This window comes from Ensifer sp. ENS07 (assembly GCF_014852185.1).
GTDB classification, from domain to species: Bacteria; Pseudomonadota; Alphaproteobacteria; order Rhizobiales; family Rhizobiaceae; genus Ensifer; species Ensifer adhaerens.
This window is the reverse complement of the sequence record NZ_JACVBE010000013.1, coordinates 116,588-131,806: the sequence shown is the minus strand read 5'-3', so window position 1 is coordinate 131,806 and position 15,219 is coordinate 116,588. Positions and strand designations below refer to the sequence as shown.

9 protein-coding genes are annotated in these 15,219 nt (G+C 62.9%); 8 read left to right on the top strand and 1 reads right to left on the bottom strand.

Features of this window, described 5'->3' with window-relative positions:
- Positions 1–69: 69 nt before the first annotated feature.
- Positions 70–723 carry a response regulator transcription factor gene (locus IB277_RS29450; protein ID WP_089044887.1) on the top strand — a complete coding sequence of 218 codons (654 nt, stop codon included), beginning with the start codon at positions 70–72 and terminating at the stop codon, positions 721–723.
- A 4-nt stretch (positions 724–727) separates the two neighbouring features.
- A complete protein-coding gene (locus IB277_RS29445; protein ID WP_034790734.1) occupies positions 728–2,044 on the top strand; it encodes a HAMP domain-containing sensor histidine kinase in 1,317 nt (438 codons plus the stop codon).
- Positions 2,045–2,157: 113 nt separating this feature from the next.
- Here IB277_RS29445 and IB277_RS29440 read toward each other — a convergent pair whose 3' ends face one another.
- The gene (locus IB277_RS29440; RefSeq protein WP_060521113.1) at positions 2,158–3,483 is read right to left on the bottom strand and encodes an MFS transporter; all 1,326 of its coding nucleotides are present in this window, start codon (positions 3,481–3,483) and stop codon (positions 2,158–2,160) included.
- A gap of 294 nt (positions 3,484–3,777) precedes the next feature.
- Between IB277_RS29440 and cyoA the strand changes: the two genes are divergently transcribed.
- From cyoA to IB277_RS29410, 6 genes are all read left to right on the top strand, one after another.
- The gene (cyoA, locus tag IB277_RS29435; protein WP_060610570.1) at positions 3,778–4,896 is read left to right on the top strand and encodes a ubiquinol oxidase subunit II; all 1,119 of its coding nucleotides are present in this window, start codon (positions 3,778–3,780) and stop codon (positions 4,894–4,896) included.
- An 80-nt stretch (positions 4,897–4,976) separates the two neighbouring features.
- On the top strand, positions 4,977–6,980 hold the full coding sequence (gene cyoB, locus IB277_RS29430; RefSeq protein ID WP_060521115.1) for a cytochrome o ubiquinol oxidase subunit I: 2,004 nt from the start codon (positions 4,977–4,979) through the stop codon (positions 6,978–6,980).
- 4 nt (positions 6,981–6,984) lie between these two features.
- Entirely contained in the window at positions 6,985–7,605 is a 621-nt protein-coding gene (gene cyoC / locus IB277_RS29425; protein ID WP_034790695.1) for a cytochrome o ubiquinol oxidase subunit III, read from the top strand.
- The gene (cyoD, locus tag IB277_RS29420) at positions 7,602–8,006 is read left to right on the top strand and encodes a cytochrome o ubiquinol oxidase subunit IV (RefSeq protein ID WP_034790693.1); all 405 of its coding nucleotides are present in this window, start codon (positions 7,602–7,604) and stop codon (positions 8,004–8,006) included. Before cyoC ends, cyoD begins: the two co-directional genes overlap by 4 nt.
- 22 nt (positions 8,007–8,028) lie before the next feature.
- The gene (locus tag IB277_RS29415; protein WP_192372270.1) at positions 8,029–8,787 is read left to right on the top strand and encodes an SURF1 family protein; all 759 of its coding nucleotides are present in this window, start codon (positions 8,029–8,031) and stop codon (positions 8,785–8,787) included.
- Between the two features lie 388 nt (positions 8,788–9,175).
- Positions 9,176–15,118 carry a putative Ig domain-containing protein gene (locus IB277_RS29410; protein ID WP_192372268.1) on the top strand — a complete coding sequence of 1,981 codons (5,943 nt, stop codon included), beginning with the start codon at positions 9,176–9,178 and terminating at the stop codon, positions 15,116–15,118.
- The last annotated feature ends 101 nt before the right edge of the window (positions 15,119–15,219 follow it).

The following is a 15,219-nucleotide window of genomic DNA, read 5'->3' as shown; positions in this document are numbered from 1 at the left end:
GGCGCTCAAGGACTTGACGGCCATCCCCGATCGACCCTAGGCAAGGACGAACAAGTGTCCGGTGATATCTTGAGAGTCCTACTAGTCGAAGACGATCAGGTTCTGGGGGAGGCGCTGCGCGACCATGTCGCCGCCGCCGGCCACGCGGTCGATTGGTTCAAGCGCATCCTCGATGCGGTGGCGGCGACCGATACGGTAACCTACGGACTACTCCTGCTCGATCTGCGATTGCCCGATGGCGAAGGGCTGACGCTCCTGCGCTCTCTCCGCGCGCGCGGCGATGGCACGCCCGTAATCATTCTGACGGCGCACGACCAAATATCCGACCGGATCGAGGGGCTCAACAGCGGGGCGGACGACTATCTGGTCAAGCCCTTCGATCTCAATGAACTGACGGCCCGCATGCTGGCCGTTTCCAGGCGCTATACGGGCAACGCGACGCCGACGGTCAAGCTGCCCGGCATCGAGATCGACCAGGTTCACCGCAAGATCGCCGTTAATGGCGACAGCCAGAGCCTGAGCGCTCGGGAATGGGCCGTTTTGGACAAGCTGGCCGCGCATCCCGGCGCCCTCGTGTCGAAGGCGCAGTTGCACGATGCGCTTTACGCCTTCGGTGCCGAGATCGAAAGCAATACGGTCGAGGTCTATATCAGCCGCCTGCGCAAGAAGATCGGGTCTGACCGGATCGAGACCGTGCGCGGCCTCGGCTACTGCCTCAGGTGATCGCATGTCCGACAAGAGGAGCATGACCCGCAGACTGGCCATTGCGCTCACCAGCGTCGTCGCCCTCTTCTGGTTTGTTGCGCTCGGGCTTGGCGTCTATGTGATGCAGGACGAGTTCACCGAAATCTTCGACAGCGGCGTGCAGGAAACCGCCGAACGATTGTTGCAGATCGTGGCTAACGAGACGACGAGGGACGCGCCCAGCGGCTTGGCCCAGGCGTCGGTTACGGCGCCCGCGCTCAATTCGCAATTCCTTACCTACCAGGTGCGCGACCGCGACGGCCGCGTGCTGTTTGACGACGGCGCGCCGGAGCCCTTCGCGGTTCCCCTTGCGACCGGCTTCTCGCAGACCCCCACCCATCGGATCTACACGGCCGGAACGACTGACGGATCACTCTATGTGCAAGTTGCCGATGCGATCGAACATCGCACAGAAGCGCTCATGGAAGGCGGAACGGCGCTGCTTTTGCCGCTGCTCGTGCTGATACCTGGTAGCATCCTTGCGATCGTCTTCGTCGTTCGCAGCACGCTGTCGCCCGTGTCGCAGCTGCGCGACGATATCCTGACCAAGGACAGCGGTAATCTGGCGCCGATCGACGAGGCGACGCTGCCGCGCGAACTGCGGGCGATCGCGCGTTCCGTGAACCTGCTTCTGGCGCGGCTGAAGGCGGGCCTAGAGGCGGAGAGGGAATTCACCTCGAACAGCGCCCATGAGCTGCGGACCCCGATTGCCGGTGCGCTCGCGCAAACCCAACGGCTGGCGCGCGAGGTGCCGCCGGCATACCAACCGCGAACCGCCCAGATTGAACGTGCGCTCGTGCATCTGAGCCGGCTTGCCGAGAAGTTGCTGCAGATGTCGCGCGCCGAAGCGGAGATTGCCATTTCGGACGAGCAGCACGATCTGCTGCCGGTGTTGATGGTCGTGATGCAGGATCTGGAGCGATCCGCGCTCGGCGCCAACCGCCTGAACGTTCAGGTCGCCAAGGGCACCGTACTTGAACGGCCGATCCGCGTGGACGCCTTTGCGATCGTCTTGCGCAATCTTCTTGAAAACGCCCTGATCCACAGTCCGCCGGGCAGCCGGGTCGATCTCCATGTCGACCCAATGGGTATCCGCGTCACGAACGAAAGCGCTGTTGTCGCCGAGGACGTCCGCGCCAACCTGACCAAGCGCTTCGTCCGCGGGCCGACCGAGGCCTCCGGTTCCGGGCTCGGGCTTGCCATCGTTGAGCGGCTGGTCGCGCAGATGCAGGGCCAATTGCTCATCGCTTCGCCGGCGCGCGGCAAGACGCAGGGGTTTGAGGTCGAAGTCCGCCTTTGACGGCTGCAGGACCGGTCAATCCGGTCGCGTTTCCGTTCCTCGCAATCAAGGTCACGCGAGGAAAGGACGAACAAGCGGGACGCCTGTAACTGCGCCCCGCCTGCCTCTGGATCTTACTGCTGGTCGAGCGCGCGGCTGAGGCTCAGCGCCGCGATCGTGCAGATCGCACCCGAAATCAGGTAGCCGCCGATGAAGATGATGCCAAAGCTGCTGGCAAGCCCGAGTGCCACGAGCGGCGCGAAAGCGGCGCCGACGAGCCAGGCGAGGTCCGACGTCAGAGCGGCACCCGTGTAGCGATAGTACTGGGTGAAGCGCGAGGAGACGGCGCCCGAGGACTGACCGAAGGAAAGGCCAAGGATGGCGAAGCCGATCAGGATGTAAGCGTCCTGGCCCTTGCCGCCGGCATCGAGCAGGAAGGGGGCCGAGAAGCTGAAGATCGCGATCAGGATCGCACCGATCATCAGCTGGTTGCGGCGACCGACCCGGTCGGCAATTACGCCCGAAAGCACGATGCCGATGGCGCCGACGACGGCGCCAGCGACCTGCACCCACAGGAATTCAGCCGCCGACTGGCCGCCATTGAGCGTCACCCAGCTCAAGGGGAAGATGGTGACGAGGTGGAACATTGCGAAGCTTGCGAGCGGCACGAAGGCGCCGAGCACGACGTCGATGCTGTGCTTGCTCAGCATCTCGAAGATCGGCCGCGCCTCAAGCTCCTTGGCTTCCATGGCGGCGCCGAATTCTTTGCTGGCGACGATGCGCAGGCGCGCGAAAAGCGCCACGACGTTGATCGCAAAGGCGACGAAGAACGGATAGCGCCAGCCCCAGGCGAGGAAATCTTCCTGCGAAAGGTTGCTGACGAAATAACCGAAGAGGATGCTCGCAAGCGCAAAGCCGATCGGCGCGCCGAGCTGCGGGATCATCGCGTACCAGCCGCGGTGATTTTGCGGCGCATTAAGGTTCAGCAGCGATGCGAGGCCGTCCCAGGCGCCGCCGAGCGCAAAGCCCTGGCCCAGCCGGAACAGCGCCAATAGCGCCACCGCCCAATATCCGATTGTGTCATAGCCGGGCAGGAAGGCGATTGACGCCGTCGAGCCACCGAGAATGACGAGTGCGATCGTCAGCTTCGTGCCGCGCCCGTAGTTGCGGTCGACCCACATGAAGACGAAGGAGCCGACCGGGCGGGCGAGGAAAGCGAGCGGGAACAGCGCGAAGGACATGAGCGTCGCGGTGACCGCATTGGGCGCGAACGGGAAAATCAGTTTCGGAAAAACGAGGATCGAGCCGAGGCCGTAGACGAAGAAGTCGAAGAATTCCGAGGTTCGTCCAATGACCACGCCGATGGCGATGCTGCCCGGGGACAGAGGCTTGTCGTCCTCGTGAATGCGACGTGCATCCCGCTCGAGACCAGACGATGTTGGGTTAGCGACCGAAACCATGAATTTCTCCGACGATCGAACGTCTTGTCGTTAGAGTGTTGACCAATTGGCGTCTAATATCAAGAATGCCGTGCACGTACCTGCGCACATGCCTCATTCGAGTTCGTGCCTAACGTTCGCTGGAACAGCCGGCATCGAACCGACAATATGCCTTTGCGCCCGTACAAACGCGCATAGAGCGATACGGTCGTCACTGCACTGCGGCAAAATGTTGCGCTGCGACGATGGACCTCACTTCCATGCCCGATCATGCCCGAGTAATGCCGACTAGACAAAACGCAAGTTGAGGCCGCAATGCCGAAGCCATACAGTTTAGCCGGACGATCGACGATTGCCGTCCTGTTGCTCTCCGTTCTCTCGGGATGCAACATGGTGGTCATGTCGCCTTCCGGTGATATCGCCGCGCAGCAGCGGGATCTGATCGTTATTTCGACGGTCCTGATGCTGTTGATCATCGTTCCCGTCCTTTTCCTGACGCTGTTCTTTGCCTGGCGCTATCGCCAGTCGAACACGGCCGCCAAGTATGATCCGGAATGGCACCATTCCACCGGCCTCGAAGTCATCATCTGGTCGGCTCCGCTCGCGATCATCATCGCGCTCGGCGCGATCACCTGGGTCAGCACCCACAAGCTCGACCCCTATCGACCGCTCGATCGGATCGATGCGGCGCGCCCGGTGACCGAAGAGATGAAGCCGATCACGGTCGAAGTCGTCGCGCTCGACTGGAAATGGCTGTTCTTCTATCCGGAATACGGTATTGCCACGGTCAACGAGATGGCGGCGCCGGTCGACGTGCCGATCAACTTCAAGATCACTGCCTCGTCGGTGATGAACTCGTTCTACGTTCCGGCGCTCGCCGGCATGATCTACGCCATGCCCGGCATGCAGACCAAGCTGCACGCCGTTATCAACAAGGCAGGCGAATACGAGGGCCTTTCGTCCAACTACAGCGGCGACGGCTTCTCGCACATGCGCTTCAAGTTCCACGGCGTGGACCAGGCGGGCTTTGACGCCTGGGTTGCCCGCGTCAAGCAGAACGGCACGATGCTCAATCGCGACGCCTACCTGAAGCTCGAAAAACCGAGCGTGAAGGAGCCGGTGCGCTACTACGCTTCCGTCGAAAACGGCCTCTATGAAGCCGTTCTCAACATGTGCGTGCGCGAAGGCCAGATGTGCATGAAGGATATGATGCACATCGACATGATGGGCGGAGCCGGCGTCGAAAGCCATGAGAACCGCGCCAAACTCGAGCATGACAACCGCCATACGGGCGGAGTGACCGAAGCGGCCGCACCGGCCGCGACCTTCCCCGAAACCGGTAACCCCGCCAAGAGCGAGGAACCGGCCGAGGGCGTCAAGGAAGAGCGGCCCGCGGCTGAGCCCATGAACCACGACATGCACAAGACGCACTAGGACTTTCGCGCGCTCGCCGGCCTTGATCCAGCGAGCGCCAGGGCCCTTCGGGCCGCAATTCGAGACATATTGGAAGACCCATGTTTGGTGACACCAGCCTCACGCAATTCATCTTCGGGCGGCTTACCTGGGAAGCGATCCCATACCACGAGCCGATCCTTGTCGTGACCTTCGCAGCCGTGGCCGTCGGCGGCCTGGCGATCCTCGCGCTGATCACGAAGTACAAGCTCTGGGGCTATCTCTGGAACGAGTGGTTCACGTCGGTCGATCACAAGAAGATCGGCATCATGTACATCATCCTGGCGATCGTGATGCTTTTGCGCGGATTTGCCGACGCGATCATGATGCGCATACAGCAGGCGATCGCCTTCAACGGCAACGAAGGCTATCTCAACCCGCACCACTACGATCAGATCTTCACTGCCCACGGCGTGATCATGATCTTCTTCGTGGCGATGCCCTTCGTCACCGGTTTCATGAACTATGTCGTGCCGCTGCAGATCGGCGCGCGCGACGTCTCGTTCCCCTTCCTCAACAATTTCTCGTTCTGGATGACGACGGGCGGTGCGGTCATCATCATGATGTCGCTGTTCGTCGGTGAATTCGCGCGCACCGGCTGGCTCGCCTATCCGCCGCTCTCGGGTGCCGACTACAGTCCCGGCGTCGGCGTCGACTATTACATATGGGGCTTACAGGTGGCGGGCGTCGGGACGACCTTATCCGGCATCAACCTGATCGCCACGATCGTGAAGATGCGCGCTCCGGGCATGACCTTCATGAAGATGCCGGTCTTCACCTGGACGTCGCTGTGCACCAACATCCTCATCGTCGCGACCTTCCCGATCCTGACGGCGACGCTTGCGCTGTTGTCGCTCGACCGCTACCTCGGCTTCAACTTCTTCACCAATGACCTTGGTGGCAATCCGATGATGTACATCAACCTCATCTGGATCTGGGGCCACCCGGAAGTCTACATTCTCGTACTGCCGGCCTTCGGCATCTTCTCCGAAGTCGTCGCGACCTTCTGCGGCAAGCGCCTGTTCGGTTATACGTCGATGGTCTACGCCACCTGCGTGATCATGATCCTCTCCTACCTGGTGTGGCTGCATCACTTCTTCACCATGGGTTCGGGTGCTTCGGTGAACGCCTTCTTTGGCATCACCACGATGATCATCTCGATCCCGACCGGGGCGAAGATGTTCAATTGGCTCTTCACCATGTATCGCGGCCGTATCCGCTACGAACTGCCGATGCTGTGGACGATCGGTTTCATGGTGACCTTCGTCATCGGCGGCATGACCGGCGTCATGCTGGCGATCCCGCCGGCCGACTTCGTGCTGCACAACTCGCTGTTCCTGATTGCCCACTTCCACAACGTCATCATCGGCGGTGTGCTGTTCGGGCTGATGGCCGGCCTTGTCTACTGGTGGCCGAAGGCCTTCGGCTACAAGCTCGATCCCTTCTGGGGCAAGATGAGCTTCTGGTTCTGGCAGATCGGCTTCTTCTTCGCCTTCATGCCGCTCTACGTGCTCGGCCTGATGGGGGTCACCCGGCGTGTCAGCCAGTTCGAGGATCCCTCGCTGCAGATCTGGTTCATCATCGCCGCCTTCGGTGCGGTCCTGATCGCCATCGGCATCGCGTCCTTCATCATCCAACTTGTCGTCAGCTTCCTGCGTCGCGACCAACTGCGTGAAACCTCAGGCGATGCCTGGGATGGCCGCACGCTCGAATGGTCGACCTCGTCGCCGCCGCCGGACTACAACTTCGCCTTCACGCCCGTCGTTCACGACCATGACAGCTGGTACGACATGAAGAACCGGGGTTACGAGCGTCCGCTCGAAGGCTTCAAGCCGATCCACATGCCGAAGAACACCGGCACTGGCATCGTTCTCTCCGGCATCAGCGTCGTTCTCGCCTTCGCGTTGATCTGGTACATCTGGTGGCTGGCGGCGGTATCCTTCATCGCCCTGATTGCGGTCTCCATCGGCCATACCTTCAACTACAACCGTGATTTCTTCATTCCCGCGGAAACCGTCGCGGCGACCGAAGACGCACGCTCGAAACTGCTTGCGGAACGGATCTGAAACGATGAGCCAAACCCAAGTCCAAGAAACAGAAAAGCCGCAGTTCTACCTGAAGGAAGAGCACCACCCGGAGCACAGCACCATGCTGGGCTTCTGGCTCTACCTGATGAGCGACTGCCTGATCTTCGCCGTTCTCTTCGCCACGCACGGTGTGGTCGGGCGCAACTACGCGGCAGGTCCCGCACCAGCCGACCTGTTCGACCTCAACCTGATCGCCATCAACACGGCGATGCTGCTGTTCTCGTCGATCACCTACGGCTTTGCCATGCTTCAGATGGAGCGCAACGCCAAGATGGAGACGCTGTTCTGGCTCGGCGTCACCGGCGTGTTCGGCGCGATCTTCCTCGCGCTCGAGCTCTATGAATTCTACCACCTGATCCACGAGGGTGCCGGTCCAACGCGTTCGGCGTTCCTGTCCTCGTTCTTCACGCTGGTCGGCACCCACGGCCTGCACGTCACCTTCGGCATCATCTGGCTGATCACGCTGATGGTGCAGGTCAAAAAACATGGCTTGAACCCGGAAAACCGCCGCCGCCTGATGTGCCTCTCCATGTTCTGGCACTTCCTCGACGTCATCTGGATCGGCGTCTTCTCCTTCGTCTATCTGTTGGGAGTACTCGGATGAGTTCGCAGCATCCTGGCCACGAAAGCGCGTTCGAGCCTCACCACGCGCACAGCCATCCGGGCGACGCTGCCGGGCATGGTTCGCTCAAGAGCTACATGACGGGCTTCATCCTGTCGGTCATCCTGACGGCGATCCCGTTCTGGCTGGTCATGAGCGGCGCGCTCGACAGCAAGTTGCTGACCGCCGTGCTCGTCATGGGTATCGGCGTCGTCCAGATCGTCGTGCACGTCATCTACTTCCTGCACATGAACGCCCGTTCGGAAGGTGGCTGGACGCTGATGGCGCTGATCTTCACGATCATCATCGTCGGCATCGCGCTCGCTGGCTCGCTCTGGGTCATGCATCACCTCAATACGAACATGATGCCGATGACCCACGAGATGATGAAGAACATGCCCTGATCAGGGGCGGGCAGACGCGAACATGACCGGCGGCCGCGACGTGAAAGGGGAGGGTGCGAAAGCGTCCTCTCGCGCCAGGTTCCTTCTGACCGGCGCGCTCCTGTTTCTTTGCGCCTTCTTCGTGGCGCTTGGGACCTGGCAGATCCAGCGGCTCTTCTGGAAGCTCGATCTGATCGCTCGCGTCGATGCGCGTGTGCACGCTGACGCCGTCCCGGCCCCGTCGCGGCCGGACTGGGGTGGCATCACCCGAGAGAACGACGAATACCTTCGCGTCACGGCAACGGGTACCTTTAGCCACGACAAGTCGGTTCTGGTGCAGGCGGTAACCGAGCGGGGCGCCGGGTTCTGGGTGTTGACGCCGATGCGCCGCGAAGACGGCACGACGGTTCTCGTCAATCGCGGCTTCGTGCCCGCCGACCGGCGCGATCGGACTGCCCGCGCCGCAGGCGAAACGCCCGGCACCACCGGGATCACCGGGCTCATGCGCATCAGCGAACCCGGCGGCGCCTTTCTTCGCTCCAACGATCCGGCTAGCGATCGCTGGTTTTCCCGCGATGTCGCGGCAATCGCGGCAGCACAACAGCTGACGGATGTGGCGCCCTATTTCATCGACGCGGACGCGACGCCAAACCCAGGCGGCCTACCGATCGGCGGTCTCACAGTCGTCAGCTTCCGCAACAGCCATCTTGTCTACGCGCTGACCTGGTTCGCGCTGGCGGCCATGAGTGTGGGGGGCGCATACCTCGTCTTTCGAAGCCGGAAGAGGCCAAGCGCGGAATAACGATTCTCTTCGCGACGGCTGGCCGCCATTTTCGCGCACTCCTCCTGCAGTTGCTGACCTTGGGGCCGTCACTCGGCGCAGCTGAAGTTCAGTCGGCGGCGACGCCAAAAAGTGTGATCGATAAGCCACATGGCAACGGCCGACCGCATTTTCTCCGGCAATGGTGAGTTGTGCGATTGACTCAGTACCTTCCACTTTATTAGCTGCCTCGACTGGGAGATGGGGCTAATTTTCCCGGCATATATTGGGGGTATTTATGGGGCTGCGGTGCGGAAGCGTCGCGGGCGGGAAGATTTTTTCGTCTGCATTCCAGGGTTTGTATTTCAGGACATTTTTCGCAGCGATTGGCATTCTTCTGGCTTCTGCCATTGGTGCCTCGGCGCAGGTTGTGACGATTTCGGCGAACCCGGCGACCTTTAATGCGGCTGGCGACACGATCAATTTCAGCTATGTGCTGAACCCCGGATCCTACAATATTCTCAGCATCGCGCCTGCGACCACCGCGAACAAGGGCGTCGTCGTTTCATGCCCGGCAATCCCGGGCGGCGGCACGACGTCTTCCGTGACCTGCACAGGCTCCTATCAGGTCGATTCCCTCGATGCGATGTCCGGCCAGTTTTCCGATTGGGTCACATTCACGGGCACGCGCACGGGCGGCAACTACACCGCCAACAGCAACAACATCGTCGTCAAGGCGGCCACAGGGGGACCGGTTGTCGTTGATGTCGTATCTTCCCCGAGACCGTCGCTGCCGGGCGAACAGGTTTCGGTGACGGCAACGGTATCGTCGATGGGCTGTAACGCCGGACAGTCTCCGCCTGGGAACGTGACGATCACGATCGGATCGCAGTCGACGACCCTTGGGTTGACGCCGACCGGGCCCGTCAGCACGGCATCGTCTGCGACCTTCCAGACATCGACGCTGCCGCTCGGACAGCACGCGGTTTCCGCCAGCTACGGTGGCGGCAGCGGCTGCAGCACCGGCACTGCGACCGGCGCCAGCCACTGGGTCGACACCAAACCGACGGTCGCGATCAACCAGGCAGGCTCGCAATCCGATCCCAGCGCCAAGACATCCGTTGCGTTCGATGTGGTGTTCAGCAAGTCCGTCACCGGCTTTTCCGCTGGCGACGTCCAGATTTCAGGCACGGCCGGCGCGACGACGGCGAGTGTTTCGGGATCGGGCGCCAATTACACCGTTTCGGTCAGCGGAATGACGCAGGCAGGCACGGTCGTGGCGTCCATACCCGCCGGCAAGGCCATGAGCGCGGCCGGCTTTACCAACGACCTATCCACCAGCACCGACAATTCGGTTGCCTACGCACCGATCGCGATTTCGACTACAACGCTGCCGAACCCGGTCTACAACCAGGCCTATGCGGCGCAAACGCTAAGTGCCACCGGGGGATCGGGCACCTTGAGTTACGCAACGACCTCCGGTGCACTGCCCGCCGGCATGGCGATCTCGAGCGGCGGCGTCGTGTCCGGCACCCCAACGGCAAGCGGTCCGTTCAATTTCACAGTGACAGCGACCGATCCCGAAGGCTCGACCGCCTCGCGCGCATTCTCCATCACCATCGCTGCGCCGACGATCGCGCTCTCGCCGGCGACGCTTCCTGATCCGACCGCTGGCACCGCCTATTCACAAACCCTGGCGGCATCAGGCGGCGCAAGCCCCTACACATTCGCCGTCACGCAGAATGCCTTGCCCGCTGGCATGACGCTGGCGAACAACGGGGTGTTGTCGGGCACTGCATCGATCGGTGGCGCCGTCACCTTTACCGTTACGGCAACGGACGCCTATGGCGCGACCGGCAGCCAAGTCTTCACTGTCGACGTTGCGCCGACCGTGCCCGACGCGCCCACCATCGGTGCGGCCGTGGAGGGGGATGCCTATGCAGACGTGTCGTTCACCGCCCCGGCGTCGAACGGGGGCGCGACGATCACGGGCTATACCGTGACGTCGAACCCCGGCGGCATGACGGCCACGGATACGACGAGCCCGATCAGGGTGACTGGCCTGACCAACGGCACGAGCTATACGTTCACCGTGACCGCCACCAACAGCGCCGGGACAAGCACCGCGTCGGCCGCCTCCAATGCGGTTACGCCGCGATCCGCACAGACGATCACGTTCGCCAATCCGGGTACGCAGGCGTTCGGCACGTCGCCGACATTGACGGCGACGGCAAGCTCCAGCCTGGCTGTTGCCTTTACCTCGTCGACTGCCGGCGTGTGCACTGTGACGCCCGAGGGCGATCTGACCTTCCATCAGGCCGGCAGTTGCACCATCGCAGCCGATCAGGTGGGCAACGGAACGTATCTGGCTGCACCGACGGTCTCACAGACGTTCACGGTCGATGCCGTCGTGCCCGGCGCACCGACGATCGGAACGGCAACCGCCGATGTCGCTTCGGCGTCCGTCGCCTTCACGGCGCCGGCGAGCACGGGTGGAGCGTCGATCTCTAGCTACACCGTGACGTCGAACCCGGGTGGCTTCACCGGGACGGGGTCGTCAAGCCCGGTCGTGGTGACGGGTCTCAGCAATGGGTCCAGCTATACATTTACGGTGACGGCAACCAACAGTGCCGGCACGGGGCCTGCGTCGGCGGCCTCGAACGCCGTCACGCCGCGCGCAACCCAGACGATCACCTTTGCCAATCCGGGCGCGCAGACGTTCGGGACCACGCCGACATTGACGGCATCGTCGGACGCGAGTTTGCCCGTTGCCTTCACATCCTCGACCGCAGCCGTGTGCACGATCACGCCGGGTGGTAGCATGACCTTCCACAGCGCGGGGACCTGCGCGATTGCTGCCGACCAGGGCGGCGACGGCACCTATCTGCCTGCGACGACGGTCACCCAGAGCTTTACCGTCAACGCGGTTGTTCCGGACGCCCCGACGGTGGGCACGGCTATCGCTGGCGATGGCGAGGTGTCCGTCAATTTTACCGCGCCGGTAAGCGCCGGCGGCGCATCGATCACCGGCTACACGGTCACGTCCAATCCCGGTGGTTTTGTTGGAACGGGCACGTCGAGCCCGGTCACGGTCGGCAGTCTGAGCAACGGCACCAGCTACACGTTCACGGTGACGGCGACCAACGCTGTCGGCACGGGACCGGCCTCCAGTGCGTCGAACACGGTGACGCCCAAGGCGCCACAGACGATCACCTTCGCCAATCCCGGCCCGCAGGACTATGCAACGCCGGTGACGCTTTCGGCGAGCGCCAGTTCCGCTCTGCCGGTCACGTTCCAGTCTCTGACGACGCCCGTCTGCGTCGTCACGTCAACCGGCGATGTCACATTCCGCAATGGCGGCACCTGCACCATCGAAGTCTCGCAAGCCGGTGATAGCGCTTACCTGGCCGCGTCCAGTGTGAGCCAGTCCTTCCTCGTCTCCGCGCCGATATTCGCCTTCACGCCGGCGGCCGGCGCTTTGCCGACCGCAACCGTGGCAACGACCTACAGCCAGAGCTTCACGGCCAATGGCGGCACGGCGGCCTACAGCTACGCCTTGGCCAGCGGCGCGTTTCCGGCCGGACTTTCGCTCGACGCTGCCGGTACGCTGTCCGGCACGCCAACGGCGGACGGCAGCTTCACCTTTACGGTTCAGGCGACCGATACCCATGGCGCGACCGCAACCAGCGGCAGCTATAGCCTGGAGGTTCGCATCCAGGCGCCGATCGCCAACGCCACGACGGCAACCGTTGCCGCCAACTCGTCGGCCAACGGGATTACGCCGAACCTTACGGGCGGCACGGCCGCTTCGGTCGCTATCGCAGCGCCCCCATCGCACGGTACGGCCACGGTCGCGGGTAACACATTCAGCTATACGCCGGCGGCCGGCTTCTCCGGCGCCGACAGCTTCACCTACACGGCGGCGAATACGACCGGAACATCCGCTGCAGCGACGGTCACGGTGACGGTGTCTCCGCCGACATTCGCCTTCACGCCGGCTGCGGGTGCGCTTGCCGGCGTGACCGTTGCAGACGCCTATGACCTGACGATCATCGCCGCCAACGGAACGGCTCCCTACACCTACGCGGTCACCGGTGGTGCACTTCCGGCCGGCTTGACGCTTGCTGCCGACGGTCGCCTGTCCGGAACGCCGACCGCCGATGGAGCGGCAACGTTCACGGTGACGGCGACCGACGCGAACAATGCGACGGGCACCGCTAACTATAGTCTCGCGGTCGCCGTCGAAGCGCCATCGGCCGGTCCGGTTGCAGCGACTGTTGCTGCGAACTCCAGCCCAAATGCTATCAGCCTCAGTCTGACGGGCGGGGCGGCAACATCTGTGGCGATCGCCACCGCGCCCGCGCATGGCACAGCTACGGCGACGGGGACAACGATCCTCTACACGCCTGATGCCGGCTATTCGGGCGCTGACAGCTTCACCTATACGGCAACGAACGCGACCGGCACGTCGGCGCCTTCAACCGTTTCGGTCACGGTCTCGCCGCCGATGCTGTTGTTGTCGCCGGCAGGCGGGGCGCTTGCCAACGGCGTGCCCGGCGTTTCCTACAGCCAGAACATCTCAGCCAGCGCCGGCACGGCCCCCTACAACTACGCGGTCTCGTCGGGTGCTCTGCCGGGCGGTCTGTCGCTCGATGCCTCAAGCGGGACGATCTCGGGACGACCTTCGGCCGATGGCGATTTCGCCTTCACCGTGACGGCGACCGATGCCAATGGCGCGACAGGCCAGGCCAGCTATCAGATCGCCGTTGCCTCCGCCAGTTTCGTCTTTACCCCGTCGGCCGGTGGGCTTCCCGACGCGATGGTCGGCGAAGCCTATTCCCAACGCGTCTCGGCGACCGGTGGCACCGGCGCGCTGGTCTACAGCCTCAAGAGCGGCGCCCTGCCGAATGGCATGGTGCTGAATATCTCCACTGGCGAATTGACCGGACCGCTCGCGGCCGATGCGGTGCCTGACAGCTATCACTTCACCATTGCTGTGACTGACAGCCGCGGCGCCAGCGGTTCGGCCGCCTATACGCTGAAACTGAACGCTCGTGCGGTGACGGTGCCCAATGTCGTCGTCGAGGTTCCGGCCGGTTCGACGCCGAAGGATGTCTATCTCAACGGTGGCGCCACCGGCGGTCCGTTCACCGACGCATCGGTTGCCTCGGTCTCGCCGCCCTTTGCCGGCACGGCCGAAATCATCGAAGGCGAGCTTGCCGCTGCCACCAGCTTCACGCCGGTCGGCTTCTATCTGAAGTTCACGCCGAACCCGTCCTATTCCGGCTCGGCGGTGGTCAGTTATACGCTCAGGAGCGCGCTAGGCTCGTCCAATATTGGCTCCGTCACCTACAAGATCGCGCTCGATCGGGAGGCTGCCGGCGAAGAGATCGACGGGCTGGTGCGCGATTTTGTGCGCAATCGCCAGAACCTGTTGTCGTCGACGGTCAAGGTGCCCGGCCTGATCGAACGGCGGCGGGCGGCGATGAGCACCGATCCGGTGACGACGGCGGTGACGCCGTCGGAAAAGGGTGCCCGCCTCGGCTTCTCCTCCAGCCTGTCGCAGATCCAGGCGGCGCGCGATGCCGCCGATGCGGCAGCAACCGGTCAAACCTTCGTGGCGACCGACCGGCCGTTCGACATCTGGGTGAACGGCAGTTTCCTGTTCCACAAGGATGAAGACGACAGAAACGACAAGTGGGGCAATTTCGCCCTGTTCTCGCTCGGCGCCGATTATCTCTTAAGCGATCGGGCGCTCATCGGCCTGTCGTTCCACTACGACTACATGACCGATCCGACCGACGCGGATGCCGAGCTTAAAGGCAACGGCTGGCTGGCCGGTCCTTATGCCTCGTTCGAGATCGGCCAGGGCGTCTTCCTCGACGCCAACCTGCTCTATGGCGGTTCGTCCAACGACATCGACACCGGCATCTTCACCGGCACGTTCGACACCACCCGCTGGATGGCGGACGTCAAGCTGACCGGCGAATGGCAACTGGATGAGGCGACGGTGCTGATGCCGAAGCTGAGAGCCGTCTACTTCAATGAAGAGACCGAGGACTACACCGTCAAGAACCCGCTCGGCGAGGTGATCGATCTCAAGGGCTTCATCGAGGAACAGGCCCGTCTCAGCATCGGCTTCGACGTCGAACGCACCCTGGAGCTAGAAAACGGGCTGATCCTGTCGCCGACAGTCGGCGCCGATGTCGGCTTTGCCTCGCTTGACGGCGAGGGTCTGTTCGGGCGGGTGTCGGCCGGGCTTGCGCTCAGCAACAACGACAACTGGGACCTCGACTTCTCGCTGCTCTTCAACATCGAGGGCGACGGTTCGAAGTCGGCCGGTGCCAAGGTCGGCGCCCGCGTCCGGTTCTGATCGCGCGCAACCGGTTCGGGCAGGCAGGCTGCCCGAACCGGCGCTCCACCGCTGCCTTTTCGCTCCCGGATATGCACTGGTCCATGTGCGTTCTGACCGTT

What these genes read in the sequence shown, in the direction of transcription:
- IB277_RS29445 (WP_034790734.1), top strand. Translation starts at nt 728, where the DNA reads ATGTCCGACAAGAGGAGCATGACCCGCAGACTGGCCATTGCGCTCACC.
- cyoC (WP_034790695.1), top strand. Translation starts at nt 6,985, where the DNA reads ATGAGCCAAACCCAAGTCCAAGAAACAGAAAAGCCGCAGTTCTACCTG.
- cyoD (WP_034790693.1), top strand. Translation starts at nt 7,602, where the DNA reads ATGAGTTCGCAGCATCCTGGCCACGAAAGCGCGTTCGAGCCTCACCAC.
- cyoB (WP_060521115.1), top strand. Translation starts at nt 4,977, where the DNA reads ATGTTTGGTGACACCAGCCTCACGCAATTCATCTTCGGGCGGCTTACC.
- IB277_RS29440 (WP_060521113.1), bottom strand. Translation starts at nt 3,483, where the DNA reads ATGGTTTCGGTCGCTAACCCAACATCGTCTGGTCTCGAGCGGGATGCA.
- IB277_RS29415 (WP_192372270.1), top strand. Translation starts at nt 8,029, where the DNA reads ATGACCGGCGGCCGCGACGTGAAAGGGGAGGGTGCGAAAGCGTCCTCT.
- cyoA (WP_060610570.1), top strand. Translation starts at nt 3,778, where the DNA reads ATGCCGAAGCCATACAGTTTAGCCGGACGATCGACGATTGCCGTCCTG.